At 68.7% G+C, this 23,934-nt stretch carries 25 protein-coding genes and 3 pseudogenes; 13 read left to right on the top strand and 15 right to left on the bottom strand.

Going from position 1 to position 23,934, the window contains the following annotated elements:
• Window positions 1-90: pseudogene (locus tag ACH4EB_RS33355) on the top strand (IS5/IS1182 family transposase); the annotation flags it as partial.
• Between the two features lie 143 nt (window positions 91-233).
• On the opposite strand, the gene ACH4EB_RS33350 reads toward ACH4EB_RS33355, so the two are convergent.
• Window positions 234-545: a hypothetical protein gene (locus ACH4EB_RS33350; protein WP_398351984.1), complete on the bottom strand. Its 312-nt coding sequence runs from the start codon at window positions 543-545 to the stop codon at window positions 234-236.
• Window positions 546-1,285: 740 nt separating this feature from the next.
• A pseudogene (locus tag ACH4EB_RS33345) lies at window positions 1,286-1,461 on the bottom strand (IS5/IS1182 family transposase); the annotation flags it as partial.
• A 116-nt stretch (window positions 1,462-1,577) separates the two neighbouring features.
• Between ACH4EB_RS33345 and ACH4EB_RS33340 the strand changes: the two are divergent.
• The 3 genes from ACH4EB_RS33340 (at window position 1,578) to ACH4EB_RS33330 (ending at window position 2,502) form a co-directional block, all read left to right on the top strand.
• Window positions 1,578-1,700, top strand: coding sequence for a hypothetical protein (locus ACH4EB_RS33340; protein WP_398351983.1), 123 nt, complete (start codon window positions 1,578-1,580; stop codon window positions 1,698-1,700).
• A complete protein-coding gene (locus ACH4EB_RS33335; protein WP_398351982.1) occupies window positions 1,697-2,233 on the top strand; it encodes a hypothetical protein in 537 nt (178 codons plus the stop codon). Before ACH4EB_RS33340 ends, ACH4EB_RS33335 begins: the two co-directional genes overlap by 4 nt.
• A gap of 122 nt (window positions 2,234-2,355) precedes the next feature.
• Complete coding sequence (locus ACH4EB_RS33330; protein ID WP_398351981.1) at window positions 2,356-2,502, top strand: hypothetical protein; 147 nt, start codon at window positions 2,356-2,358, stop codon at window positions 2,500-2,502.
• 300 nt (window positions 2,503-2,802) lie between these two features.
• Here ACH4EB_RS33330 and ACH4EB_RS33325 read toward each other — a convergent pair whose 3' ends face one another.
• Window positions 2,803-3,429, bottom strand: a complete 627-nt coding sequence (locus ACH4EB_RS33325) for a type III effector protein (protein WP_398351980.1) — start codon at window positions 3,427-3,429, stop codon at window positions 2,803-2,805.
• A 128-nt stretch (window positions 3,430-3,557) separates the two neighbouring features.
• On the opposite strand from ACH4EB_RS33325, the gene ACH4EB_RS33320 reads away from it, so the two are divergent.
• From ACH4EB_RS33320 to ACH4EB_RS33310, 3 genes are all read left to right on the top strand, one after another.
• Window positions 3,558-3,989, top strand: coding sequence for an Hsp20/alpha crystallin family protein (locus tag ACH4EB_RS33320; protein WP_398351989.1), 432 nt, complete (start codon window positions 3,558-3,560; stop codon window positions 3,987-3,989).
• A 100-nt stretch (window positions 3,990-4,089) separates the two neighbouring features.
• The gene (locus ACH4EB_RS33315; RefSeq protein WP_398351978.1) at window positions 4,090-4,485 is read left to right on the top strand and encodes a DUF2267 domain-containing protein; all 396 of its coding nucleotides are present in this window, start codon (window positions 4,090-4,092) and stop codon (window positions 4,483-4,485) included.
• A 63-nt stretch (window positions 4,486-4,548) separates the two neighbouring features.
• Complete coding sequence (locus ACH4EB_RS33310) at window positions 4,549-4,992, top strand: DUF2267 domain-containing protein (RefSeq protein WP_398351976.1); 444 nt, start codon at window positions 4,549-4,551, stop codon at window positions 4,990-4,992.
• A gap of 210 nt (window positions 4,993-5,202) precedes the next feature.
• Here ACH4EB_RS33310 and ACH4EB_RS33305 read toward each other — a convergent pair whose 3' ends face one another.
• The 4 genes and pseudogenes from ACH4EB_RS33305 to ACH4EB_RS33290 all read right to left on the bottom strand — a co-directional run bounded on the left by ACH4EB_RS33305 (window position 5,203) and on the right by ACH4EB_RS33290 (window position 8,708).
• Window positions 5,203-5,511, bottom strand: coding sequence for a cyclic-phosphate processing receiver domain-containing protein (locus ACH4EB_RS33305; RefSeq protein ID WP_398351975.1), 309 nt, complete (start codon window positions 5,509-5,511; stop codon window positions 5,203-5,205).
• Window positions 5,512-6,029: 518 nt separating this feature from the next.
• A pseudogene (locus tag ACH4EB_RS33300) lies at window positions 6,030-6,454 on the bottom strand (epoxide hydrolase); the annotation flags it as partial.
• Window positions 6,455-6,609: 155 nt separating this feature from the next.
• On the bottom strand, window positions 6,610-8,178 hold the full coding sequence (locus ACH4EB_RS33295; protein ID WP_398351974.1) for an FG-GAP-like repeat-containing protein: 1,569 nt from the start codon (window positions 8,176-8,178) through the stop codon (window positions 6,610-6,612).
• Between the two features lie 74 nt (window positions 8,179-8,252).
• A complete protein-coding gene (locus tag ACH4EB_RS33290; RefSeq protein ID WP_398351972.1) occupies window positions 8,253-8,708 on the bottom strand; it encodes a hypothetical protein in 456 nt (151 codons plus the stop codon).
• A 394-nt stretch (window positions 8,709-9,102) separates the two neighbouring features.
• Here ACH4EB_RS33290 and ACH4EB_RS33285 point away from each other — a divergent pair, with 394 nt between their 5' ends.
• On the top strand, window positions 9,103-12,666 hold the full coding sequence (locus ACH4EB_RS33285) for a chemotaxis protein (RefSeq protein WP_398351970.1): 3,564 nt from the start codon (window positions 9,103-9,105) through the stop codon (window positions 12,664-12,666).
• Window positions 12,667-12,674: 8 nt separating this feature from the next.
• Entirely contained in the window at window positions 12,675-13,097 is a 423-nt protein-coding gene (locus ACH4EB_RS33280) for a hypothetical protein (RefSeq protein WP_398351969.1), read from the top strand.
• Between the two features lie 961 nt (window positions 13,098-14,058).
• On the opposite strand, the gene ACH4EB_RS33275 is transcribed toward ACH4EB_RS33280, so the two are convergent.
• From ACH4EB_RS33275 to ACH4EB_RS33265, 3 genes are all read right to left on the bottom strand, one after another.
• Window positions 14,059-14,376 carry a hypothetical protein gene (locus tag ACH4EB_RS33275; RefSeq protein ID WP_398351968.1) on the bottom strand — a complete coding sequence of 106 codons (318 nt, stop codon included), beginning with the start codon at window positions 14,374-14,376 and terminating at the stop codon, window positions 14,059-14,061.
• A 245-nt stretch (window positions 14,377-14,621) separates the two neighbouring features.
• The gene (locus ACH4EB_RS33270; RefSeq protein ID WP_398351966.1) at window positions 14,622-15,155 is read right to left on the bottom strand and encodes a GNAT family N-acetyltransferase; all 534 of its coding nucleotides are present in this window, start codon (window positions 15,153-15,155) and stop codon (window positions 14,622-14,624) included.
• 186 nt (window positions 15,156-15,341) lie between these two features.
• Window positions 15,342-15,737 carry a hypothetical protein gene (locus ACH4EB_RS33265; protein WP_398351964.1) on the bottom strand — a complete coding sequence of 132 codons (396 nt, stop codon included), beginning with the start codon at window positions 15,735-15,737 and terminating at the stop codon, window positions 15,342-15,344.
• A gap of 361 nt (window positions 15,738-16,098) precedes the next feature.
• Here ACH4EB_RS33265 and ACH4EB_RS33260 point away from each other — a divergent pair, with 361 nt between their 5' ends.
• From ACH4EB_RS33260 to ACH4EB_RS33245, 4 genes are all read left to right on the top strand, one after another.
• Window positions 16,099-17,208, top strand: a complete 1,110-nt coding sequence (locus ACH4EB_RS33260; protein WP_398351988.1) for an ISL3 family transposase — start codon at window positions 16,099-16,101, stop codon at window positions 17,206-17,208.
• Window positions 17,209-17,397: 189 nt separating this feature from the next.
• Window positions 17,398-17,664 (top strand): transposase, encoded by a 267-nt coding sequence (locus ACH4EB_RS33255; protein WP_398351962.1) that lies wholly within the window; start codon window positions 17,398-17,400, stop codon window positions 17,662-17,664.
• Between the two features lie 56 nt (window positions 17,665-17,720).
• A complete protein-coding gene (locus ACH4EB_RS33250; protein WP_398351960.1) occupies window positions 17,721-18,356 on the top strand; it encodes a hypothetical protein in 636 nt (211 codons plus the stop codon).
• Between the two features lie 207 nt (window positions 18,357-18,563).
• The gene (locus tag ACH4EB_RS33245) at window positions 18,564-19,325 is read left to right on the top strand and encodes a MerR family transcriptional regulator (protein ID WP_398351959.1); all 762 of its coding nucleotides are present in this window, start codon (window positions 18,564-18,566) and stop codon (window positions 19,323-19,325) included.
• Window positions 19,326-19,553: 228 nt separating this feature from the next.
• Here the strand turns inward: ACH4EB_RS33245 and ACH4EB_RS33240 are convergent, their stop codons facing one another.
• The 5 genes from ACH4EB_RS33240 to ACH4EB_RS33220 all read right to left on the bottom strand — a co-directional run bounded on the left by ACH4EB_RS33240 (window position 19,554) and on the right by ACH4EB_RS33220 (window position 23,877).
• Window positions 19,554-19,835 (bottom strand): hypothetical protein, encoded by a 282-nt coding sequence (locus ACH4EB_RS33240; RefSeq protein WP_398351958.1) that lies wholly within the window; start codon window positions 19,833-19,835, stop codon window positions 19,554-19,556.
• A gap of 886 nt (window positions 19,836-20,721) precedes the next feature.
• Window positions 20,722-21,066, bottom strand: a complete 345-nt coding sequence (locus ACH4EB_RS33235; RefSeq protein ID WP_398351956.1) for a VOC family protein — start codon at window positions 21,064-21,066, stop codon at window positions 20,722-20,724.
• A 1-nt stretch (window position 21,067) separates the two neighbouring features.
• A complete protein-coding gene (locus ACH4EB_RS33230) occupies window positions 21,068-21,244 on the bottom strand; it encodes a CopG family transcriptional regulator (protein ID WP_398351954.1) in 177 nt (58 codons plus the stop codon).
• A gap of 474 nt (window positions 21,245-21,718) precedes the next feature.
• The gene (speB, locus tag ACH4EB_RS33225; protein ID WP_398351953.1) at window positions 21,719-22,693 is read right to left on the bottom strand and encodes an agmatinase; all 975 of its coding nucleotides are present in this window, start codon (window positions 22,691-22,693) and stop codon (window positions 21,719-21,721) included.
• Window positions 22,690-23,877 (bottom strand): CapA family protein, encoded by a 1,188-nt coding sequence (locus tag ACH4EB_RS33220; protein WP_398351952.1) that lies wholly within the window; start codon window positions 23,875-23,877, stop codon window positions 22,690-22,692. Before ACH4EB_RS33220 ends, speB begins: the two co-directional genes overlap by 4 nt.
• Window positions 23,878-23,934 lie beyond the last annotated feature (57 nt).

The raw sequence follows: 23,934 nt of genomic DNA, 5'->3' as shown, positions 1-23,934 counted from the left end.
GTCCGCTGGGAAGCACGCGACGACATGCACAACGCCTTCCTCCAACTCGCTCACTGCATGATCCTCGCCCGCAAGGTCCCAGCTTTCTGAAAGGACCCTTAAGGGCGGTGACAGCGGAAGCTGGAGCCCGCGCCCGGATGCCACCCGTCGTGCTCACGGCTTGACAAAGCCATTAGGAATCCACGGAATGGTGACCGTTGCATCGCTTCGGCCATGGCTCCGCTCGTGACCCGTCAGCAGCCTTGTCGGGGGGCATCCTGGCCGATCGCCCGGATCACGTCGGCAAGCCACACCAAGTGGTGACTCACAGCCTGGTCCTGGCGAGCAAGCAGATCCTCAAGATGCTGCCATGACTCCGAAAGCTGTCCGATCGTGAGGACCTGGGGCTCGCTGCAGACCTCGTAGAGCTCGTCGACCGGGACAGACCAGAAGAGGTCTTCCTTGAGCGTCACGGTGGGCCCGGCTGACGCTTCAATGTGCCGTAGCGCCACGTCCAAAACGCGACGGAGTTGATCGATCGGGATCTGCACGGGTTCGCTGGCCATGGGCACCATCTTTGCTCAGTCACGGCCCCGACCCATCGGACAGGCCCTGGGCCCGGCTCGCCGAACCCGGCGTCGCGGCCGTCCGCGTCCGCGCCCACCGCCCGGCGGCCGCCACCGTCACGCGTACCTCGCCGGGCCGCGGCAGGATGTGCCGCTGGCTGTGGCGGTCGGATGCGCCGGCAGCCGCCCACCGCTCAGTCACCGTGGTGTCCGTCCAGTTCCGGTCGGCGACGTGCTTGCTGCGGGCGAAACGGCCGAGGCCGCCGTCGGCACGACGAGGCGTCCGGACAGGGCGGCCGGCGCTGCCCCCCTGCGTTCGGTCGCTCGGCCTTCCTGTCCGCATGGTGCCGTGCCAGCTATACGAGAACAGCGTCCCGACGAGGCCACTCTCGGCTTCCTGCGATCCGCGTTTTCGCTGGAAGGGCGCGAACCGGCACTCGGTCATGACGCGGCCGTGGCGTGGGAGGCGGAGAACCGGACGGTCCTGCCGGAGCCGTACAGGACCTTCATCGCCGAGATCAGCGACGGGTCGAGCCTCGGCCCCCCTGGCGACGGCGGTCTCCAGCCGCTGGATCATCTGCCCTTCGCCTGGCCCGGCTTCGTCCCGCGGCAGCCAGCGGAGCCGTTCCCCGTACAGGAAGCCCGGTACTGGCAAGAGGATGAGGATGTCGACGACGAGGACCCGCGGATCGATACCGCGTTCAACCAGGGCTCTGTCGTGCTCGGGTCCGAGGAGCGGTTTATGCGTCTCGCCAGGCCGGGGTGGATTCGCCGGTTGCCCGCTTCGCGAGGTGGGAGATCGCGATGCGGATCATGCTTGCGGAGTGTCCGGGTTTGCTCTCGTAGTCGCGGGATGCGGCGGTGCATCTTGATCCCCGAAGCTGCGCTCTACCACCCAGCGCCGCGGGAGACGGGAGACGGGTGCGGCGTCCTGGGTGTCGGTGAGCTGCTCGCGCAGGGTGCTACGAGGCCATCTGGGACCCCGAGGCTCTCGCCCAGGCCTAGCGGTCCGCCCAGGATGACCCCGCCGACGTGCGGCAGGTCTTCACCGCCGTCGGCCGCCTCGCCGCCGAGCCGAGGCCCGAAGGCGCGTTCGGCAGCACCGACGTACTGCGCATCCACGTCGGCCGCTACCGGGCTGTACGAGATCAGTGACCGGCAGGTTCAAGCGCCCCTTCCTCGTTCTGCACGACTACGGCATGGGCGGTTCATGGTGGTGGGTCCGAGCGCGTTCCGAGCGGGAGGTCCTCGAAACGTTTGCCTGGGTTGAGGTGGTCACCGACCCGGACACTGTGGCCCGGTCTCAGGATGAGGGCTCGGAGCAAGTCGATATCGACGGTCCTCGAATGCCTCCAGGGCTGGATGATCTGCGCGCCGAGCGTGACGCCCAGCGTGAGTGTGAGGGCTTCGGTGCGCTCGCGGAAAGGGACGTCGTGTTCCTGCAGCGTCGCTGGGATGAGGAGGGCGATGAACCGGTCGTATACCTGATGGAAGTGGGGTCCGACGGGCGTCGGATTCGCCAAGTGGAGCTGGCCGAGGACGGAACCGCCGTACGCAGTGGCCCTGAGGACTGGCCGTTCAACCCGCCGGTCGTGGACCTCTTCGCCCCCCTGCTTTCGAGGCAAGAGATCAGCCGGAGCAGGTTCGAGGAACACTGGGCGACGGCTCGCCACGATGCTGGATCGTAGGGCAGATCCGATCGGCCCACCTGGTTCGGGAGCGTCGTCTTCGGTGGTGTCAGGATTCCCGTGAAGAGCCGGCTCATCTGAAGGAAAGTACGGCACTTCGTCCGCCCACCTCGTCGGCTCGCTTGGCCGACGCGCGCCGTACGTACGCCGTCGGCTGGGTCTCCACCAAGCTCCGCTGGCCGCTCACCGTCGACCGCGCCGAGCGGGATGCCCTGCGCCGGCTGACCACGGGATGCGGCCACACCCACGTCGGATACCAGCCGGTGTAAGGGCGGCACCGGGTGTCCCTGGCCGGTCCACCGTGCCGCCGCAGCCAGGAACCCCGTCCGGGTGCGTTCGGAGTCGCCGCCTACGGTTCTCGCGCGTTCTGCCGTACCGGGGGTGTGGTGGCCGGCCATCTCTGTCCACGCGCTGACCAGCAGCTCGGCGACGGCGTCCTCGCCCGGGCCCTGTCCGACGAGGGAGCGGACCAGGTGGGCGGGCGGGCCGCGCCGGGCTCCAGGCCTCCGTTCGTTCACCCGGGGCGGGCGGGGGCCGGCCGGGCTGCTGGTGCGGTGCGCCGGGCGGAGTCAGGGGGGTGCGAGGGTGTCGAGCCGGGCGGTCAGGTCGGGGTGGGCGGCGGCGAGGTGAGGGCGGGCGGCGGCCAGGGGGGCGATGAGGCCGGCGGGGTCGTCGTGGGCGAGGGCCGCGTGGAGCTGGCCGAGCGGGCGGCGGGCGGCGGGCGGAAGATCCGTGAGAGCGGTGATCTGCCCGGCGAGGCGGCGCAGGTCGGCTGCGTTGCGACGGGCCCAGGCGGCGGTGGTGCGGTCGGCGGCCCGGGCCTGGCGGGTGGCCTGGACGCGCTGCTCGCCGGTGGTCCCGGCGGGGCCGGGGCGGCCGCGCAGGTAGCGGCGCTCGGCGGCCTGGCGGCTGGCGACACCGAGAGGGTGGGCGAGGTCTGCCCAGCTAGCGCCCGCGTCCCGGGCCGTTTCGATCAGGCCGGTCTCCCATCCGGCGAGCTGCTCGCGGACCTGCCGCAGCAGTGACAAGGAGGCCAGGGCCTGTTCCGGGCCGGGAGCGTCGGCGGCGTCGGGGGGCTCGTGCTGGGCTTCGCGCAGGGCCTCGTCTATGGCGCTGAGGGCCGCCGCGGCGGCAAGGAACGAGGCCGGGCTGCGGGCGTCGGTGCTGGGCGAGGTCGACTGGTGGGCCGGGGTCACGGACACCTCCCTCGGGTCGTCATCAGGTGGACGACATCGTGATTGTCATCCATTGGATGACATGTTACAACGGTGCCAGTGAGGCGCATTGGCAGCAACTGCCTGAACCCGCTGGAGGTGTTTTCACGATGTTGATGCGCACCGATCCCTTTCGTGAGCTCGACCGGCTGACACAGCATCTGATGGGCCCGGGCACCTGGACGAGGCCGTCGACCATGCCGATGGACGCCTCCCGCGAGGGCGACGAGTACGTCGTGGCCTTCGACCTGCCCGGCGTCACCACGGACGCGATCGACATCGACGTCGAGCGGAACATCCTGACGGTCAGGGCCGAACGCCGGCCGGCGACGAAGGCCGACGACGTGCAGATGGAACTGTCCGAGCGGCCGCTGGGCGTCTTCTCCCGGCAGCTCGTGCTCGCCGACACCCTCGACACCGAGCACATCAAGGCCGACTACGACGCGGGCGTGCTCACCCTGCGCATCCCGATCGCCGAGCGCGCCAAGCCCCGCAAGATCTCGGTCAGCGCCGGGTCCGGCCGCGAGAAGATTTCCGGCTGACACCGGCCGGACCGGTGCGGAGGACGGGTGCCCGGTCTCCCCTCGCCCCGCCCTCCGCACCCCGTGGGCAGTCCGAATGACGAGAAGGGGGCCAGCCGAGATGACTCTGCGACGCGCAGCGTTCCTTGAGCACGTGCAAGAACGCGGTGAGTACGGCACTACGCAGGAAGCCGAGCGCGCGGCCCGTGTGGTGCTCGCCCTGCTGGGCGCGCATCTGGTCGGCGAGGTCCGTGCCCAACTCGCCGCACGCCTGCCGGAGGACTTCGCCCTGATCCTCCTCAATCCGCTCCAGAGCGCCGAACCGCTGTCCGCGGAGCGGTTCGTCCGGGCGACCGCTGCCTGGATCGAGGGCGCCACCGAGCAGACCGCGACCTGGGACGTCAGCGCCGTGCTGTCCACAGTCGCCGACACGGCCGGCGACGACCTGCTGGAACAGATCCTGCTTCAGCTCCCCGCCGGCTACGACCTCCTCTTCGGCCGTCCTCGGCCCATTTGACCCACCCCTCGGTGCCACACACCGGCACCACCCCTCCTGGCTCCACGAAAGGCATGCACCGCAGTGATCACCGACGTGCGCGTACCGCATGAGCACCAGCAGCCGCACGGGGCGGCGTACGAGCAGATGCTGGAGAAGGTCCGCTACGAAGGCGCCTACCCCACCCGCGAGAGAGCCGAGGAAGCTGTCCGCCTGGTCCTTGCGGGGCTGGGACGCCAGTTGACCGGCGACGAACGCGTCAGCCTGGCCGCCCGACTGCCCCTGGAGGCCGCACAAGTCCTGACAGCGCAGATCCCCGACACCCAGCCGCTGACCGGATGGGCCTTCGTCAAGGACCTCGCCGTCCGCTCCGGCGCCTCCCTGGCCACCACCCGCTGGGACACCGGATCCGTCTTCGCGGCCGTCGCCGCCCACGCCGGCCCCGACCTCATCACCCGCATCCTCCACCAGCTCCCCACCGGCTACGCGCTGCTGTTCGGCCGCGCCGAACTCACCCCGGCCGCGTAAACAGGCGCCCGCCCCGGGGCCGTCCACTGGAACACCCGCTGTCTCGCACCGCCCCCGGCCGCCCGGCGCCAGGAACTGCATCAGCCGCCCGCCGCCTGCAGGCCAGGGGCGGGAACAACACCTGGAACTTCGCCGCAAGTTGACCACGGGCCTCGTCAGAAATGCTCATACCGCACCAATGAGCCGAACCATGGGAAGCAACACCTTGATTCACTGCGAGCCCCAAGCCGTCGCCCGCCGGACTTGGTAGTTCCAGCGGGTGAGCGACCGCACGACGATCTCGGCGCCAATGGGGTTGGCGCTATGGACGAAGACCGTTCCGATTCGGAAAGGCCGCCCGTTGAAGGCGGCTCCTTCCATGAGCGTCACCACAGGCAGGATGCTGTCAGCGCCGCCGAGGTCATGGTCGAGCCAGAGTTCGTCGATGAAGCCGTCACGGTGCTCCAGCAGGAGCTGGATACCTTCGCCGCCGGTGCGGGCGATCCGTGTGGCCCAGGGCAGCGGCCGGAGATCGTCCATGTCGAGGATGACGGACCTCGGTACGGGCGGGACTTCTTTTACCTGACCATCATCGCAGTGCCTCCCGGCGCGGCGCGGCCGGCTTTCTCCGAGGAACTCGCGCACCGCGAGCAGCCGGCCTCGCCTTCCTGGTCCTTCCTGCCGATCGGCCGCCGACGAACGGTTGTGACGGAGGCCGCTTGTTTGCGAGTGGCTTTCGAGAGAGCGCTGGTCGGGGCCTGGGGAGAGCGCCGCATTTTGCGAGCTTGGTGTCCGATAGCTTGCGGCTACGGCACTGTCGGCATCACAGGGCGTGTTGGAGCGTGACCCAGAGCGCCAGAAACCCGCCACGGGATGATCTTGAAGGGGGGAGCGCATCGGGCCGGCCCGTCACCCGTTCGTTTCAGTGAGTGTTTTGAACGCTAGCGGTGGCACCTGGCCGGTTGGACGATCGGTGGTGTGGCGTCTGGGGGGGGTGAGCTGCCACCTCGGTCGACAGGACCGCGCCGCGCGGGCTTCCCAGGGGGTAGCACGGACAGTCAGCGGAACAGGCGGATGAACCCGCGCACCTGCTCGACCAGCGACTCAGGCTGCTCCAGTGCGGCGAAGTGGCCACCATGCGGCAGCTCCTCGAACCAGCGCAGGTCGGTGAATCGCAGCTCGGCCTCCCGCCTCGACGGGCGGGTTATGTCGCACGGGTAGACCGACAGCGCGGATGGCGCGGTCACCTTGTCCGGAAGTTGACGAAGCTCTCCCAGTACAGGCGCGCCGACGACGTGGCCGACGCGGTGAACCAATAGACCGAGATCTCGTCGAGGATCGTCTGCCGCGACAACGCGTCCTCGGGATGGCCGTCGTTGTCCGTCCACGCCCAGAACTTCTCGGCGATCCAGGCGGCCTGCCCCGCCGGGGAGTCGGTGAGGCCGTAGCCGAGCGTCTGCGGCCGGGTCGCCTGGATCGCCGAGCGGCGAGCTGGCGCAGCGCCGCCTGCTCGTCGGCGTCGGTCCGTGGCCGAGTGCGGCATGGCGTCGCGGGGCTCGTTGTACCGCGGAGCGTGGGTTGGGTCAGCGCCGGTGGCACACGGGGCCAGGCGTACGCCACCGGCGAACCCGGCCGGGATCAGGGAGTCCGGGGCCAGGCGTGGGTGCCGGTGGCGATGTTGCCCTTGCCGTCACCCTTGTAGAAGTTGAAGCGCTGCTGGTCGCTCCACAGCGAGCCGACATCGGTCTTGCCGTCGCCGTCGAAGTCACCGGCCAGCAGGACCTGGGTGCCGCCCCAGCCGTTGTCGTGCCACATCGACACACCCTCGCTCAGCCCGCCGCCGGCCTTGCTGTCGTAGCGGGTGTAGCGGTTCAGACCGCCGACGCTGGTGACGGCGACGATGTCGTCACGGCCGTCACCGTTGAAGTCACCGGTGGCGATCTTCTTCATCTGCTGCCAGGTGGCGTCGCGCCACATGTTGCGCTTGGTGCCGTTCAGCGCACCGCTGGGACCCGAGTCGTAGGCGTACAGGGCGCCCTTGGGGCCGCCGCCCCACACGGCGAGCAGACCGTCACGGCTGGATGTGCCGGACTTGAAGCGGACGAGCTGGACCATCTCGTTCCAGTTGAACTTCTCGTCCACCCACATCGGCTTGTTCTGCGCCAGGGTGCCCTTGGAGTCGCCCGTGTACAGGCGCAGGGAGCCGTTGCCCCACACGGCGGCGAGGTCGGCGTGCCCGTCGCCGTTGAAGTCACCACCGATGATCTTGATGATGCCCTTCCAGCCGCCGTCCAGAGTCCACAGCGGGCGGCCGTATTCGAAGGTGCCGTCGGTACGGCCGTAGAAGGCGTGCAGGTTGCCTTCCTTGGTCACGGCAGCGACATCGGTGCGGCCGTCGCCGTTGAAGTCGGCCGTCGTCATGACCGAGGAGACGCCCGGGACCAGGGTCGACAGGCGGATCTGCTGGATCCAGCCGGCGATGTCGTCGGTGCGGGTTGCGACGGCGTCGGTGCGGGTCTCGTCGTCGTGGCCGCAGCACCCGCCCTGCCCCGACTGGCTGCTGACGCCGACCAGTTCGTAGCGGTCGGCGATGTCGCGCCACACAGGGGCACCGGTGTCGCCTTCACAGACGGCGGCGCCGTTGTCCTTGCCCTTGAAGCCGACCGTGGTCTCCTTCGCCGCCCCCACGGAGAAGCGTCCGTAGTGCAGGCGGTCGGGAACCCATTCGTCCTTGGTCCGGCCATAGCCGCTGACGAAGACGTCCTCACCCGGCAGCGGGGCCTTGGCGGTGATCTCGGCGGGGATTATGCCGGTGACGGGCTTGGCGAGCTTGGCCATGACCAGGTCACGGTCATCGCGGGGCACCAGCCGCTCAATCTCTGTGACGAAGCCGTCCGTACGGGTCAGGTCCGTACGGCCCACCGTCACGGTGGTCTTCATCTTCGGGGACCCGGCGGGGACCTGCGGGCTCTGGGCGGGATTCTCGGCGAAGCAACTGGCGGTGGTGACCAGCCACTGTTCGTCGACGAGAGCGGCTGAGCAGTGGCGGGTGCCGCCGATGTCCAGCTTGGCGGTGAAGGGGTAGGAGCCGTCCTTGGTGCCGGTGCCGACCACAGCACCGGCCGGTGCGGCGGTCAGCAGGCCGCCGGCAGCGGTGAGGGTGAGGAGCCCTGCAGCAAGGGCTGCGTGCGGGCGTCTGGCAGGCATGGGAAGTTCCTGTCCAAGTTCTGGTGAGAGATACGGTGGATCTCGTAGCCGGGGAGCGGGCGCGGGCGGGCCGGTCAGCCGGTGACGCGGAGTTCTACCAGGACGGGCGGGGTGCCAGGCGGGGTGGCGCCCGCGCCGAAGCCGTGGATTGCGTTCTTGCCCACGTTCACCGACTCGGCTTTCTTGTCCGCGGTCAGGCTGGCCTGGATGGCGACATCCCCGGTCATGATGTTGTAGACCTTGGGGATCTCCAGCGTGAGGTAGCCGGTCTTCCCAGTCCCGGTCACCTTGAAGCAGTACCGGCCGCGAACGGGCTGTCCCGGGTAACTGATCGAGGTGGACACCTGAATGTCCTGGCCGTTGGGGTCCAGGCAGTTGGCCAGAAGAATGTGACCATCAGCCTTTCGCAGGGCGATGCCCTGCTCCTTGAGGATTTTTGCGACGTTGGAGTAGTCGAATGTCTCAACAATGTAGGAGAGAGTGCCATCTTCACCCGCCGCAGGTGCAGCTACCGCAGAGTCGGCCGACATGACGGTAAAGCACGTGAGGAACAAGGCGGCCCCGGCTGCACCGGCGGACAGCAGCTTCCTGGGCGCGTGACGTATCGCAGATGATTCCTTCCAGCATACAAAGTCCTGGCGGACAGCCAAGCGTAACAGCGAGAAAAGGGGGATCGCTGAGATTAGCACCTCATTCACCCTCGCTTGAACTTGCCTAAGTGTTCTCGCGCATACCTTCGTCCACTCCGGCCCGGGAGGGCGGCACCGAGGGGCACCGTAATCATTTCGCAACATGCTCTGGCGCAACCCTGCGGAGTGCGTGACACCTCCGTTACCTGTTTCGGTGGTTCCAGCATCGCGGTTCGCATTGTCATGCCCGGAGGCATGGTTATGATCACTGCCCTGAAGTGCAGTTGCTCGTGAAATGCGACGCAAGGAATCGACAAGTGAAGAAAAGCCTGCGCCGGTTGGCGCGGTCCAGAAAAAATGCAGACGCGGAACGCGACTGTTGTGCCTGTCGTTGCTACCCTCAACACTTATCGCGGGAATGCTCGGAGCGAGCCCTGCCGCTGCCGCCGAGGCGTCGCATGCCGCCCGGGCCCACGTGGTGGAGCTGTGGTCGACCGGTGGCCCGCACGTCAAGGTGACAGCAGAGACAGCCCTGCTGGGGACGGACGACGACATCCGGGAATTCCTCAACGACGAGTTCGCCTTCGCCGAACTGACTGACCTCAATGTCACTGCGACACACCTCTACCAGCAGGGCGGCGCGACGGTCCGCGCAGTCGCCTACACGGCCCTGAAACCCGGAACCAGCAAGGAAGACCTCGCCACATTCCTCAAGGATGGGTGGAAGGACCCGGCCGAGACGGACCTGCGCATCCGCGCCACGCAGATCACCACCACCGGCGGACCTGCGGTCGCTGAAGCCGGACAGGCCGCGCTGCGGGGTTCGATCGAGGGCGTCCGCGAGTTCCTGGAGCAGAAGCAGTTCCCGGCCAGAGAATCGGACGACCGGCTGCGTGTCACGCAGATCATGACGGCAGGCGGGCCGGCGACCAAGGAAGCCGCCGCGGCCGCCCTGCGAGGCTCGATCAAGGACGTGCGCGAATTGCTTGCCGTAGGCCAGAACATCGCGCGCAACCGCAACCACGAACGGGCAACCATGGCACATCTGGCCGAGCAGGCCAAGGAAGCCGGCAAGGTCGCCGAACAGCAGACCGCCGCGGCCAAGAAGGCCGGCGGGCAGGCGGAGAAGGCGGCTCAGCCGGCCAAGGAGCAGGCTGACGAGGCGCGCAAGGAGACCCAGGCGGCCGGCCAGGATGCCAAAAAGGCTGCGGACTGGGCAGGGCGTGCGGCGGACGCGGCACAGCAGGCCGCATCCGCCGCGCAGGAGGCCATCAGCGCGGCACAGGCCGCCAATTACGCGGCCCGCATGGCTGCGGACGCCGCCGCGAAGGCCGCATCCGCCGCCGCTGCTGCCGCAGCGGCAGCAGCGCGGGCCCGTGACGCCGCCGGCAACGCCGCGATCAACGCCGGCTCGGCCGCAGTGGCGCGACGGGCCGCCGAGGACGCCGACACCGCCGCATCCGCTGCGGAGAACTCCGAAGAAGCGGCCCGGCAGGTGGAGATAGCCGCGAAGGCGGTGGGGGCAGCCGCGGATGCGGCCTTCCGGGCCAGTGACAACGCCGCCGCTGCCGCCAGCGCGGCGGACGAGGCCGGCAGTTACGCCGGTACGGCCAATGTTCAGGCCGCCAGGGCGAAGCAATGGGCAGCGACCGCACGCGGCCACGCTGCGGCGTCGCGCCGTGCCGCCATCGCGGCACGCAACCTCGCTTACGAAGCCGCCAACGCCGCCGGACAGGCGCGCAAGCTGGCCAATTCGGCGGCCAAGCACGCCAGGAACGCCGCGGCCGCCGCCAGGAAGGCAGCAGAGCACGCCGGTGAGGCCGCCACGGCAGCCAAGGAAGCCGACGCACATGCCACGGCAGCCAAGGAAGCCGCGGACACTGCGACCGAGGCCGTCGCTCAGGCCAAGAAGGTGCACGAGGTCGCTGCCAAGCTCGAAGCCGAGGAACTGAAGGCCCGGACGGACACCGCGGTCCAAGAGGCCAGGGCCGAGAAGCAGAACGAGGCGTTAACGCAGAAGGAAGAGGCCCAGCGGGCCGAAGCCGCACGCAACGTCGAGGAAGAGGCCAAGCGTCTGCTCGCCGAAGCCAAGGGCCCCCAGGCCAAGACCGCGGAACTCGCGGCCAAAGGCCGTAAGGTCGCCGTCCTCACGCTGAAGACCCGCGGCCCATGGAGCCAGGCCGCCGCCAAAGCGGCGCTGACCGGCTCGGACGACGCCGTGGCCGAATACCTGCGCACCGGCTGGCAGCGGGCCGCCGAGCAGGACGAACGCGCGCGCGTGCAGAGTCTCGCGGTCAACAGCAACTACGAAGACGTCCGGAAGGCGGCGGGCGAAGCGCTCCAAGGGGACGCCAAGCAGATCAGCGAGTTCCTGCGCACCGGCGCGGACGAGGCGGCCCGGACCGGCTACAGCATCCGCGCTACCCAGCTCGCGACCAGCGGCGGGCCGCAGCTCCAGGCCGCGGCATACGGAGCGCTGAAGGACGGCTCGATCGGCAAGCTCCGCGCATTCCTGAGCGAAGGCCGGTACACCGCCCAGGAAATCGATGACAACATCGCCGCCACCAAGCTGACGGGCAGCGGCGGTGCCGAGACGAAGGCCGCTGCCAGGGTCGCTTTGGAGGGCTCCTCCGAAGCCCTGCACGTATTCGTCCGGGACGGGCAGTACTCCACGGCCCGCCGGGACCAGCTCACCGCTGCGCACAATGCCGTGATCGCGCAGCTTCTCGCCGAAGCCTCCATCGCTGCCGCCAACGCGCAGAAGAACGCGGCCGAGGCCGCCGTCATCGCGGCACATGCCAATAAGCGGGCGACTGAGGCCAAGGAGGCGGCGGACAACGCCAACGCCGCGCAGAAAAAGGCCCAGGAATACGCCGCGGAAGCTGACAAATGCGCCAAGGCGGCCGAGGAATCGGCAGCCGCCGCATACAAGTCGGCACGCCTGGCCGACGCCGCGGCCACCCAGGCCGAACAAGAGGCCACCAAGGCCGGGTACGAAGCGTCCCGGGCTTCCACATTCGCGCTGCGGGCCAACGCCGACGCCGACGCCGCCTACGCCGCAGCACGTCAAGCCCGTGCCTCGGCTGAAGCCACCGGGCAGGACGCCGTCGCGGCCGAGAAGGCCTACGGGAAGACTCTGGCGACCTACTACATCAAGGTCCGCGAGGAGGAGGAGCGCCGACGGCAGCAAGAGGAGGTGACCCGGCAAGCTGAATCGAGTATGTCAGACGTCACGCGTCTGCAGCTTCAGTCATGGCGGGAGATGCTGACCTTCGGCGCGGACAACGAGGGAGGATCCAAGGCGTCGAGCGCGATCCAGCTCGGCATCCAGTGGCTGGCCGGAACGGGCAACCGGGTGGACTTCTTCTTCGCCGGAGACGAGTTCACGGAGCAGCTCCGAAATGACCACTCGATGGACACTGTTCGCGATGAGATCCGCAAAAAGGTCCTTAAGGGAGACCCCAAACGGTACCACGGCGGATACGGTCTGGTGCGTCATGAAGGCTGGAGCCGGCTGGTCGACGATGCGACCGACCTGCTGACGTACGGGTTCACCGGCTTCGAGAAGGTTGCGCGCACCGGAGGAAAGTACGGCACTTCGTCCGCGACCTTCGTCGGCTCGTACGACTACCATTTCGACGTTCTCTCACGAGATGCGAAAACGGGTAAAACGAAATTGCGGGTTCGAATCGAGAATAAAACCGATATCAACTCCCTCCTGCATCCGCCCGGGTCGGCCAGGCCCTTCGTCGAGAAGTGGTTCGGAAGGCCACTGACGGGCTTCGCAGACGGGATTGGCGGGCCCCTTCGAACAAAGTATCAGGTAGTTAGCTGGGAAGAGGAAATGATCATCCGATGAAAAGGAAAGTGTCGCTGGTCATCGCGGCGTCCGTACTGGTACTCGCCGCCGGGGGTTTCCTGCTCTTCGTCGTCATCGATGCGATGAAGCCGGGCACGGCGGAACGCAGTGACGTCATCGGCTCCTGGACCGGCTCCCACGGAGCCCGGCTGACCCTGCGGGAGGACGGAACGGCAACCGGAGTGAAGGTACCCGCACGCTTCGCACCGGACGGAACCCCGAACGCCACAGTCGGCGGGAGCGGAACGTGGACCATGAAGAAGAAGATGTCTTCCGCTGCGGACCAAGAGATTGAGGTTGTGCTCAACACAGGCCCCGGCATTCAGGCGGGCGTTGATTTCAGCGTCAACGGCCAAGGAGCCGAGGACGGCCTCTACATTCCGGTGTCCGCAGAAACCGCGCAGCAGTTCCGCTTCAAGAGGGTTTCCTGATGCAGCCGTGAAACCCAGGTGCAGCTATCCTCCTCTGCCAACTGAGTCTCGGTGGCGAATGGACTGATCCGGTCACAACGCTGGCCCCGGTCGCTCATGACGAGCGACCGGGGCCAGTGCCGTATGTGATCTCCGGCAGGAGTTACGTCGGCTGCTCATGGGCCCTCTTGAGATGTCATGTGCTGCCGCAAGTCCGGGATCCGGTCGGCATCGGTGGCCGCGGCTGAGGAACCGAATGTTCAGCATGGCACCTGACTGCGCATCGAGAGAGGCTGTCCATTAACCGATCGATTGTTGGACAGCCCCGAACGGCCCCGGCGGCCGCACCTCGGCCCGACCCGGCGGTTGGCCAGCCATGGGCGCACGGAGAGCGACGCGCCACGTCGGATACCGAGGGCTTGCCCGACGCGCCCTCCGGCAGGCACGGAATTGCCGCACCAGAGGATCCCCTGCTCATACCCGAACGAATTACCAACCCGCCCCCGGACACCAACGGCTGACGGCACACTGGCCACCAACACATGCGTCGCGGTGTGCGACCGGGCCCCCACCGGACGGCGACGTTTCATGTGTAGGTCGGATATCGCCCTCAGAGGCCCGAGGGCACCACACGTACACGTCGGCACCGCGGACAGAGCACGGCACGCCAGGGCCCCCGCCGTGGCGTGCCCACACCCGGATATCCGACCTCCTGCACGCCTCGCTGCCCGAATTTCTCGGCGGCCTCGGCACCGCCCTCACCGTGGCCCCCAGCGCCTGGCCCCCCCCCCCCCGCCCTGCGCACCCGCCGGACCCGCCGGGGCGCCATCCCGGGGGATCCGGGAACGCGGGAGGCGACCAGGACCTGATGGGAGACGCGGGAGCGGCGCTGTCGCCGGTCGACGAGCAGGTCGGCGCACCGTTCGCAGGCAGCGCCAGCGGGCATCGGCGCATGGGCGCCGAAGGGGTTCGGTTGGCTGAGTCAGGGGCCACTGGTGCAGTCGTGTCGGGTGAACAGATCGTTGAGGTGAGCCAGTGGCGATGTCCGGGGCCAGGGAAGCTGCTCCTGGTGGCCGCTCCAGGTCGGATGCACCACGGCCCAGCGGAATGGTTGGCCGGTGAGGCTGAACAGGACGTCGTCGCAGGCTTCGCAGCGTGCCGCCGCGCGGGCCCGAGCGCCGTGCAGCGGGTGGTCCGGCGGCAGTTCGCGGTGCAGTTCCCGTTCCAGACCCTGGAGGTCACCGTCGGGCCCCCACCACGGGGCAGGGATCTGTCCAGGGTCGTTGGGTACGGGCGGCATCGCCCCATGATGGCGCGCACCTTGCAGTCTCTCGGCCCCGTCCCCCACTGCGTGCCGCGTGAATTGCACCTCATGCTCCGTCGTATCGTGCATCACGAAACGGCCAAGCCCTCCTGACGCCGCAGGCCGCGAAGGGAGCTCTCCGCGCGAGCGGAGGTGAGCCGGTCAGTGAGCCGCTCTCCAGGTCCGGCAGGGCGTGCTCTCAGCTCAGGCACCGCGGAGCAGGCTACGGGCCTTGAACCGATTCACGCCTCGAACTCGGTCAGATCGATGGTGTGAACGCGCAGCGGACGGCCGTGGACCGGATGTGCCGTCTCGCGTTCCAGCTCCATGCCGAGCTTGCGTATGACATTTTCGGAGGCGTCGTCACCCACCTGGTTGATGCTGATGACACGGTCGAGGCCACGGTCCTGGAGCGCGAACTCCAGCGTGGCGTGGGCGGCTTCGGATGCGTACCCCTGGCCCCAGAACTGCGGCCCGAGCCGCCAACTGATCGCCACGGCGGGCAGCACCTGCGGCAGGAAGTCGGGTACGGACAGACCCGTGCAGCCGGCCAGTTCGCCCGAGGCCAGCAGCTCAACGGCGAAGAGTCCAAAACCCTCCTCGTCCCACTCCTCCTCCCAGCGCTCGATGGCCTCAGCCGTGTGGTCCAGATCGCGCACCGAACCGTCGTCGATCCATCGCATGACCCGTGGGTCCGCGTTGATGTCCGCCATGGGCGCGAGGTCGTCGTCGTGCCACCGACGGAGCAGGAGGCGGGGGGTGCGGATCTCGGTCATGGCACCATCTTGCCGAAGGTCAGCGCCACACCGGTAATCGGCACTCCCCGTGCCGCCACCGGCCGCTTACCTCCGGCACCGCCACGACCGTCTCTCCCGTCCCGCCACGGACCAGGCTCCGAGGCACACTGCTCAGACCGGAGTCTGCGGGCAGCGGTGCTGGGCGGCATCCGTCGAGAGCCCGGGTCAGGCCAGAGCGGGCATGAATCCGCCGCGGGCCGTACTGGAGCCCAGCAGGTAGGCCCAGTCGAGGGTCTCGGGGAGGTCGTCGAGGGACAGCACGACCGCGCCACCGGCCCGCTCGGCGTCCGCGCACCAGGCGGCCATCTCACTCGGCTGGGCGGTTTCGCCACCCTCGTCGATCACCGGCGCGACCAGGGCGGGAATCATGAGCCCCGCCTCTCCGGGCCCGTCCACGACGCATATGGTGAGTTTGGGCACGATGCTCCAGGCGTCGCATTGAGGCACCACGCCGTCCGGCGCGGTCAGTACCGGCAGGATGTCGTGTACGGGGGTGCCGGACATCAGAAGTACGGGGGTGACACCCCGAATGAACAGGGTTTTCTCGGGTTCCAAAAGCACGGGGCCAGTCTTCCAGGCTGTCACGGTGGCCGGGACCGTGGGGCAGCCGAGTCGAGGCGAGTGGCCCGCTGCCGAGGTCTCGCACGATCGCGAGACGGCTGGTCTCTGTTCACGAGACGAGTCGGCACTTCGGCACTGTTCGGGAGGCACCAAGGCCGTTGGACCGGACGAGAATGTTCACGAGTTCCGGCTCTGGTTCGCATTCCGTGACGCGGGCACGTTGAGTGACAATTCGTAGTCGTACCGGTCTCTGGGAAGTCGCCCGAAAATGATCCGGGGCGATCTCGGATAGCTGACAGTTCGAGGCCGTGGAAGAAGTGGGCCTCCGGCTGGGGAGTTGTTGTTCCCGTCGATCGCGGACGTGGCGGTGGCGGCGGGGGCCGTGGAGAACGAGAAGGTGCGGGTGGGGGGCCACAGTACAGCGTCCGGTTCGGCGTGTCCGGACTGTCGGAAGCGGTCGGGTCGGTTTCATAGCTCCCACCTGCGGTTTCCGGCCGATGGTGTGCCCAGCGCTGGGCTGCGGGTGGTGCTGTGCCTGTGGGTCCGCCGGGTCGCCTGCGGGGTCGCTGCCTGTTCACGGCAGACGTTCGTTGAGCAGGTGCCGGGGTTGACCCGGCGGTACGGCAGGTGGACCGGGTGTCTGCGTTCGACGCTGGCGGCGGTCGGTCTCCCCCTTGCTGGTCGGGTGGGCGTCAGGATGGCTGGTGCCTTCGGGGTGACCGTCAGCCGCAGCATGGTGCTGCGACTGATCGAGGCGCTGCCCGAACCGGAACTACCGACCCCGCGGGTGGTCGGCGTCGATGCGTACGCCATGCTTAAGGGTTGCCACTACGGCACCGTGCTGGTCGACGTCGCGACGCGACGACCGGTCGACTTGCTGCCCGACAGGGAGGCATCGGGCCTGGCCGCCTGGCTGGCCGACAGGCCAGGGATCGAGGCCGTCTGCCAGGACCGAGCTCCGTTCTATGCCGAAGGCACCACCGCTGGGGCACCTCAAGCGGTGCAGGTCGCGGATCGCTGGCACCTCTGGCACCTCTGGCACAACCTCAGCGAAACCGCTGAACGGTGTGTCGCCGACCATCGTGGGTGCCTGCGTGGTGATGTGCCCGAGCCGCCCCGGCAGGTCATGGAAGGGGAAGAACCGGCTGACCCTACTGGCTCGCCGTGGCCGACGGGCCACCGGTGGGCCACCGGGGGCCGACAGAACCCGGACCAACCACGCCGCTGTGCACACTTGGCCGGTCGCCGGCCCCAGCCGCCGCGCGACCCAACGCCAGCTCGCATGGCCTACCGCACGGTCGAACCTCTTGCCGACGCCTCTGCCCCGAAGGACCTCTTCCACGGCCAACGGCAGGGCCGCCCCTCCGTTCTCGAACGAGTACAGGCCCTACCTGGACGACCGCTGGAACCAGGACTGCACCAACGCCTGGAAGGCACGGGAGGAGCTCGTGCCACTCGACTCCAACCGTAACTACCAGCGAGTTCGCGCCTATTTCCGCACCAAGCGCCTCTCGGCCGACCCGGTCACCGCACCCCCGCCCTCACCCCGCACGGTCGCCGGCTGGCTCCTTCGGCACCCCGATTCCCTCTCCGCGTGCGAACAGCTCCGGATGAAGGCTGCCTTGGTTCATCACTCCGAACCTGAGCCCTCTCCAGGCACGTGCGTCCGTTCCCTCAGATTCTCACCGAGCGACAGGGTCAACGGCCGCCTGAGTGGCTCGATGCCGTCCGTCAGAATGACCTGCCCGGTTTCCACACCCTCGCCGCGGGCATCGACCGCGACCGTGACGCCGTCGTCACCGACCTTATCCTGCCCTGGCGCTCCGGGGTCGTGGAAGGGCACGTCAATCGCATCAAGATGCTCAAGCGCCAGATGTTCGGCCGCGCTGGCTTCGACCGCCTCCGGAAGCGCGTTCTCTTGGCGTGATGCGCTCCGGAAGAATTTGCCAGGCGGGCTTGGCCGCCCGAGGTGATAATGACGCAGTGTTGATCGCGAATGCCGTCCTGGAAACCCCAGACACCGTTGACTTCTCTTTCTGGCCGGTGGCTGACCTGCCTTCGTACCAGTTCATGGCCCTGTCGAGCAGTATGTCCCCACGGGAAGTCGGCAGCGCGCTGGCCATGCTGGCTGACTACAACTCGCGGGCATGTGACGACGATCGTCCCTTGATGGACGCCGACGAGGCGATTCGCCGCCTGCTGGAGACAGACAAGGTCATCGCGCCAGGAGGTCTGCGCTTCCACGACACCCGTACCAACGTCACCGTCCGGCCAGGATGTTGTTGTGGCTTGGAGGACTGGCGCGAGTGGCTCGACGTCGCAGACGGAGAGACGCTGTGGCTCGGCCATGCCCCTTCACCAAGGCTGGAGCACGCCGACGAGGTCGTGCGGCTGTGGCCGGACAGCGCTCCTTCCGGGCGGCCCATCGAGATAGTGGCGGGGGAGCTACCGAGAATCCTGCGTACCGTGCAGGAGGGGCTGCAAGGTTTTCTCTCTCTCACCAAGGAGTGGGCCGCTCGCCGCGTTCCGACTCTCGCCGAGGACCTGGCAGTCAGGCTCGACGAGGACCTGGCCATCAGTGCCCCATTGCCGGGTACCAGTGGCCAACACACACCGTAACCGGTCATGGAATTCGAGCCAGAGCCCGAGTTCGACAGCGCCGGGTCTTCCAAGCAGGCCGATCGTGATCGCCGTCCGGGCGGCCGCCCACCGGCGCGCGACCTGGGAGCCTGAGAGCTGGGCTTGAAGCTGCCGCAGCGGAAGCCTCTACCGTCCTGAGAAGAGCCGGAGATTCCGGCCCGGTGAAGACGTGTGAGGGAGGCGGCTATGGCCTGGCCGATCGCGGAGGTTGCCCGGATGTCGGGTGTGACGGCCCGGACACTGCGGCACTACGACGAGATCGGCCTGCTGCCGCCGGCCTGGATCGGGGCCAACGGCCACCGCTACTACGAGGAGCGCCAACTGCTGCGGCTGCAGCAGGTTCTCCTACTGCGGGCGCTGGGCCTGGGCCTGTCTGAAATCGGCCGGATCCTGGCCGCGCAGGTCGACGAGCTGGAGGCCCTGCGAGGCCACCACCGTCGGCTGCTCGCCGAGCGCGACCGGCTCACCGCTCTCGCCGGAATCGTCGCCCGCACGGTCACCGAACTGGCACAGTCCAGGAAGGACGGCACAGACATGATCAGCATCAGCCGGCCGGAGAACCTGTTCGAGGGCCTCCGGCCCGCCCAGTGCATGAAGGTCCTGCGCGGCTTCCCGGAGCTGGTCGGGGCCGTCGAACGGCACACCTCGACGTGGAGCGAGGCCGAGAGTGAGGCCGACGAGCGCGAACGGACGGCGCAGATGATCCGGCTGGCCGAGCTGCTGGCCGCCGACCTGCCTCCTGACGCCGGTGCGGTGCAGGCCGAGACCGACGCCCAGTACCGGACGCTGGCCCGGATCCGGGCAGCCACCGCTGAGGAGTACCGCGCGATCGGACGTACCTGTGTGGAGAACGAGCACTGGCACGCGGTGTACGAGGCGATCGCGCCGGGCCTGGCCGCATACCAGCGGGCCGCCATCGAGGCGTACGCCGCGACTCGGCTGTGCTGAGCCGGGACCGGGCCGCCGCCACGGGGGTGCGGCGGCCCTTGCCGGGACGGGCCACTTGCTAGTTCCGCCGGCGTAAAGCCCGCAGGCTGAACCAGCTCTTCCTGTGCCAGCGCCAACTCCGCTGTCTCGCGGCGCATCGGCGGCGCTCACCGTGCCGGGCCGCCGTCACCACGGTGGAACCTGCGCCAGGACCTGTTGCGAAAGTGGCTGAGGCTGCGGCGGTGCCGTTCAGAGGCTTCGGATGGCTTCGGCGAGGTCAGATCCGTAAGAGGCCCAGCAGGTCACCGATCCGTCATTGTCCAGGTGCCCCATGAACCATTCGTCGCCGTCCTTCACGAGGCACAACTCGTGGAACGCAAGGACCACATCGGGCTGGAGCGTGGTGTAGTCACCCGGGTCGACGTTCTCGACGACCACGAGCCGATCGGGGGAGAGCAGGGTGGCGCTTGGGTCTCCGGAGAGAGTCCGCACGCGCTCGATCGTCCAGTCGGTGGGGAGGCTTGAGTTCACCGTCGCATGGTCTCAGCGCCGTGCCCTGACAGCCACTCGTTAAGGGCCGCGACCAGCACGGTCGCCTCGTAGCGGACTGCCAGCTTGGCGATCGGGTGGCGACGGCGCGATGGCGCTTGAGCCGGTTGATGCCGCACTCGACCGCGTGGCGATCGCGGTAGTCGGTCTTGTCGAACTTCGGTGGTCGGCCGCCACGTGATCCGCGGCCCAGCCGGTTGCGGACGCGGTCCGCTGGGGCCGGGGTCGTAGTCGATGCCGCGTCTGCGCAGGTAGGTGCGGTTCCTGCGGAAATCATATGCTTCGTCGGCACGGACCTTGCCCGGGCGCTTGTGCGGTCTGCCGACCCCGAGCCGGGTAACCCGGGTTGCTTCCAGGACCGGCTCGAACTGCGGGGAGCCCCTCCCCCGCTGGCCAGCCGTGATCACGACGGGCAGCGGCTTCTGTCCCTGCTCAATGGCGAGGTGAATCTCGCTTGTCAGGCCGCCACGGGAGCGTCCGAGGCCGTGGTCGGCCGGCTCGACGGCGATTCCGCCGAACGGCTCCTTGCCCGCGTCGCAGCCCGCGCCTGCCCACGGACCCGGCGCCAGACGGGCCCGGCGCGTGCGACATTCCCCGGGCGGGGGCCCGCACTCCGTCAGTGGATTCGGGCGACCCTCGTTCGCCCACGCTCGGCCCGTCGAGGGCCTGGCCACCGAGCAGGTCGGCTGCGGCGGGGCTCGGCCAGGGAGCTCCTGGGCCGCGATCTACAGGCCGATCTCGTCACGGAGCGCGTGGGGTGGCGGATCGGCCTGGACGTGCAGTGGAGGGCCCGCCCCAGGGCGAGCAGTGCCGGGGCCGTCCGGCCCCGCGCTCTGCCCGCCAGCCATGACGCGCTGGTTCGTTGCGGTCAGTTCTTGGCGGGAGCTTGCAGGCTCCACAGACGCCCGTCGGGGTCGCGGACGGTCATCTCCCGGGTCCCGAAGTGGGTGTCCTCGAACGGTGTGACCACCTCGACACCGGCTTCGGGGCTGAAGGTGTCAGCGTCCGGCACCTTCAGCACGATCTGCGTCTGGGGCTCCTGGTCCTTGGGGACCTCGGCGATGAAGACGTACGGCCCGTCGCCGTTGCGGAGCCGGCCGGAGCTGTGGTCGGTCGAGAACTCCAACTCGTAGCCCAGCGCCTGGAAGAACTTCGCAGTCTTGCCCCAGTTGTGCGTCGTCAGGAAGACGGCTTCGATGCCTTCTGTCGCCATGTCAGGTCCCCTTCTGCGTCGATTGTTGCGCGGATCCACGGCCGTCGAGGTAAGCACGCAGCGCTTCGGCGACCAGAGCCGACAGCGACATGTCCGCCTCGATGGCGCGGTACTTGACCTGCTTGATCAGCCCGACCGGCAGGTACACGTTGAACTGCTTGACTTCTTCATCGACCATAGACCGATGCTAGCATCCTAGCAAGCTAATCAGGAGTGGCATTGCCGTCACGGAACGGTCCGACGGCCGTCGGACCGAGCAGGTGGGACACCCAGGGATCACGGAGCACAGCGCGTACATCCCACTCCCCCGGCCAGACCAGCAGCCTCACCCTCACGCTGCACGAGGCCGCCGCCGCACGCCGCCGGGCTCGCCGGGAAGGACACAGAGCTCCATTTCACCGGCTGAAGAGCACCGTCGCGCCAGGCCGCCCAGGCCAGCGTGCGCCGTTGACCACTGACCGGACGACACACAGCCGCCCGAAAAGCCTGGGCAGGCAGAGCCGGACGACGGAGAAGGGGCGACGGGTGCCTTCCCGCCCCGCTGAAGAGCCAAGCCACCGCTCCCCCGTCGTGACCGGTGCGGCACGGACCGACAGCCCCGGCCACGACCACGGCACCCAACGGAACGGATCCACCCACGCGCGGCAGGCCTTCAACAAGGCGATGCGCCCTCAGCACGCGCCGAGGCGAAGAGTGCGATCAGTTCATAGATGATGTGCGCTGCCGCGATGGCGGTGATCTCGGCGTGGTCGTAGGCCGGGCTCACTTCCACCAGGTCTGCGGAGGTGAGGCGGAGGCCGCTGAGGCTGCGCAGGATGGTCAGGAGTTCGCGGGTGGTCAGGCCGCCGGCTTCGGGGGTTCCGGTGCCGGGGGCGTGGGCAGGGTCCAGGACGTCGATGTCGACCGAGACGTAGACGGGGCTGTCCGCCACCCGTTCTCGGACGATGTCGGCGATGGCGGCGGGGCCCAGTTCGGCGACGGTGACCGCGTCGATCTGCCGGAAGCCCAGGTCGCTGTCGCGGGTGAGGTCGTCCTTGGCGGGCATCGAGCCGCGCAGGCCGACGTGGATGGACCGGTCGGGCGCGAGGAGGTTTTCCTCCACGGCACGGCGGAAGGGGGTGCCGTGGTTGTAGCGGTTGTCCCGGTAGGTGCTCCAGGTGTCCAGGTGGGCGTCGAAATGGATGACGGCGACCTGGCCGACGTGGTGGCGGACGGCGCGCAGCATCGGAAGCGCGATGGTGTGGTCGCCGCCGATGGCCACGGCGTGGCGGCAGGTGCCGAGCAGGTGCGTGGCCCCGTCGGTGATCTCGGTGATGGCCTGGTCGATGTCGAAGGGGGTGCAGAGCAGGTCGCCGGCGTCGGTGACCTGCTGGGCGGCGAAGGGTTCGACGTCGAGTCCCGGGTGGTAGGGGCGCAGCAGGCGGGAGCCTTGGCGTACGGCTGCGGGGCCGAAGCGCGCGCCGGGGCGGTAGGTGGTGCCGCTGTCGAAGGGGATGCCGACGACCGCGATGTCGGTGTGTTCCACTTCGTCGCGGCGGGGCAGACGGGCGAAGGTCGCCGGTCCGGCGTAGCGGGGCGTGTGCAGGATGCCGGCGGGCCCGCGCGGAGGGGTGGCGTGCTGGTTCATCGGGCGGTCTCCTCGGTGGTGGGGGCGAAGTCGAGGACGTGCAGTCCGTTCACGGTGCGTCCGTGGTCGGTGACGTGGGTTTTCAGGGCGGCCTTTTCCTGGCAGGCGCGCAGGAAGGTCACGCATCCGTGCCAGTGGGGGCTGTCCGGGGTCACGGGGCGCGGGGTGCCCTCGGTGTCGAGGTAGCAGGGCGCCATGGCGACGCGGGGGGTGTCGCGGTCGGAAGTGGTTTCGATGACGGCGATTCCGGTGTGCCGGGTCAGGGGGTGGAAGGGCAGGGTGGGTGTCTGGGGGCGTGGGTAGATGCCGAATTCCCCGAAGCGGGCGCTGAGTTCCCGTGGCGACAGGCCTTCCATGTCGATGCCGTGCGCGGTCATTTCCGGCAGGAACCGGGGGTGGTCGAAGACGAGGTGGCCCAGTCCGTAGAAGACCGGTTTGCCGTCGATGAACTCCATGCCGCGCAGGAAGTGCTGGTGGTGTCCGAGTACGACGTCGGCGCCGGCCTCGATGAGCCGCCGTGCGCAGGTGCGTTCGTGGTCGGTGAGCGTCCAGGGCCGGGTGTGGTCGCCCCAGTGGACGCTGACGACGAGGTGATCGGTGTGTGTTCGGGCTGCCGAGAGAACGGTGTGGACCTGATGCCAGTCCTGGTCGTTGAGGACGGTCAGTGTCCGTGGTGTGAGTCCCGGGTTGTGGACGCCGGGGATGCGGGCGGCGTGGTACTCGTCGGCGCGCAGGGGTGCGACGCCCGGGACGTTGCGCCGGGCCTCGACGCCGATGCGGAAGACGGAGGTCAGGGCCAGCACCGTGGTGCGGTGTCCGGGGTGGTCGAAGACTGCCGGGGTGAGGGCTTCTTCGAGGGTCCGGCCTGCGCCCGCGGTGCGGATGGCGCGCTGGTGGAGGGCGGTGAGGGTGTCCCGCAGGCCCTGGTGTCCGGCGTCCATCGAGTGGTTGTTGGCCAGCGAGACGACGTCGAGGCCGTGCAGCCCGTCGGCGTTGGCGGTGGGCACGACCGTCGCGTGGGCCGAGCCGGGCGCCGGCTCCTGGGTGTCGGTCAGGACCCCTTCGAAGTTGGCGAAGGCGAGGTCCGCGCCGTTCAGGAGGGGGGCGACGGCGGCGAGGGCGGTGGCGGGCCGGGGCCGGTCGATGAGTACGTCGCCGGCGGCCGCGAGGGTGAAGGAGGTCATGGTGTGTCTCCCGGGTGGACGGGGTTTCGGCGGTGGTCGGCCCGCGGTGCGTGCGCG

The organism is Streptomyces sp. NPDC018045, assembly GCF_044327445.1.
Lineage (GTDB): Bacteria > Actinomycetota > Actinomycetes > Streptomycetales > Streptomycetaceae > Streptomyces.
Note: the sequence above shows the minus strand (reverse complement) of the source record. Positions and strands in the feature narration are given on the sequence as shown.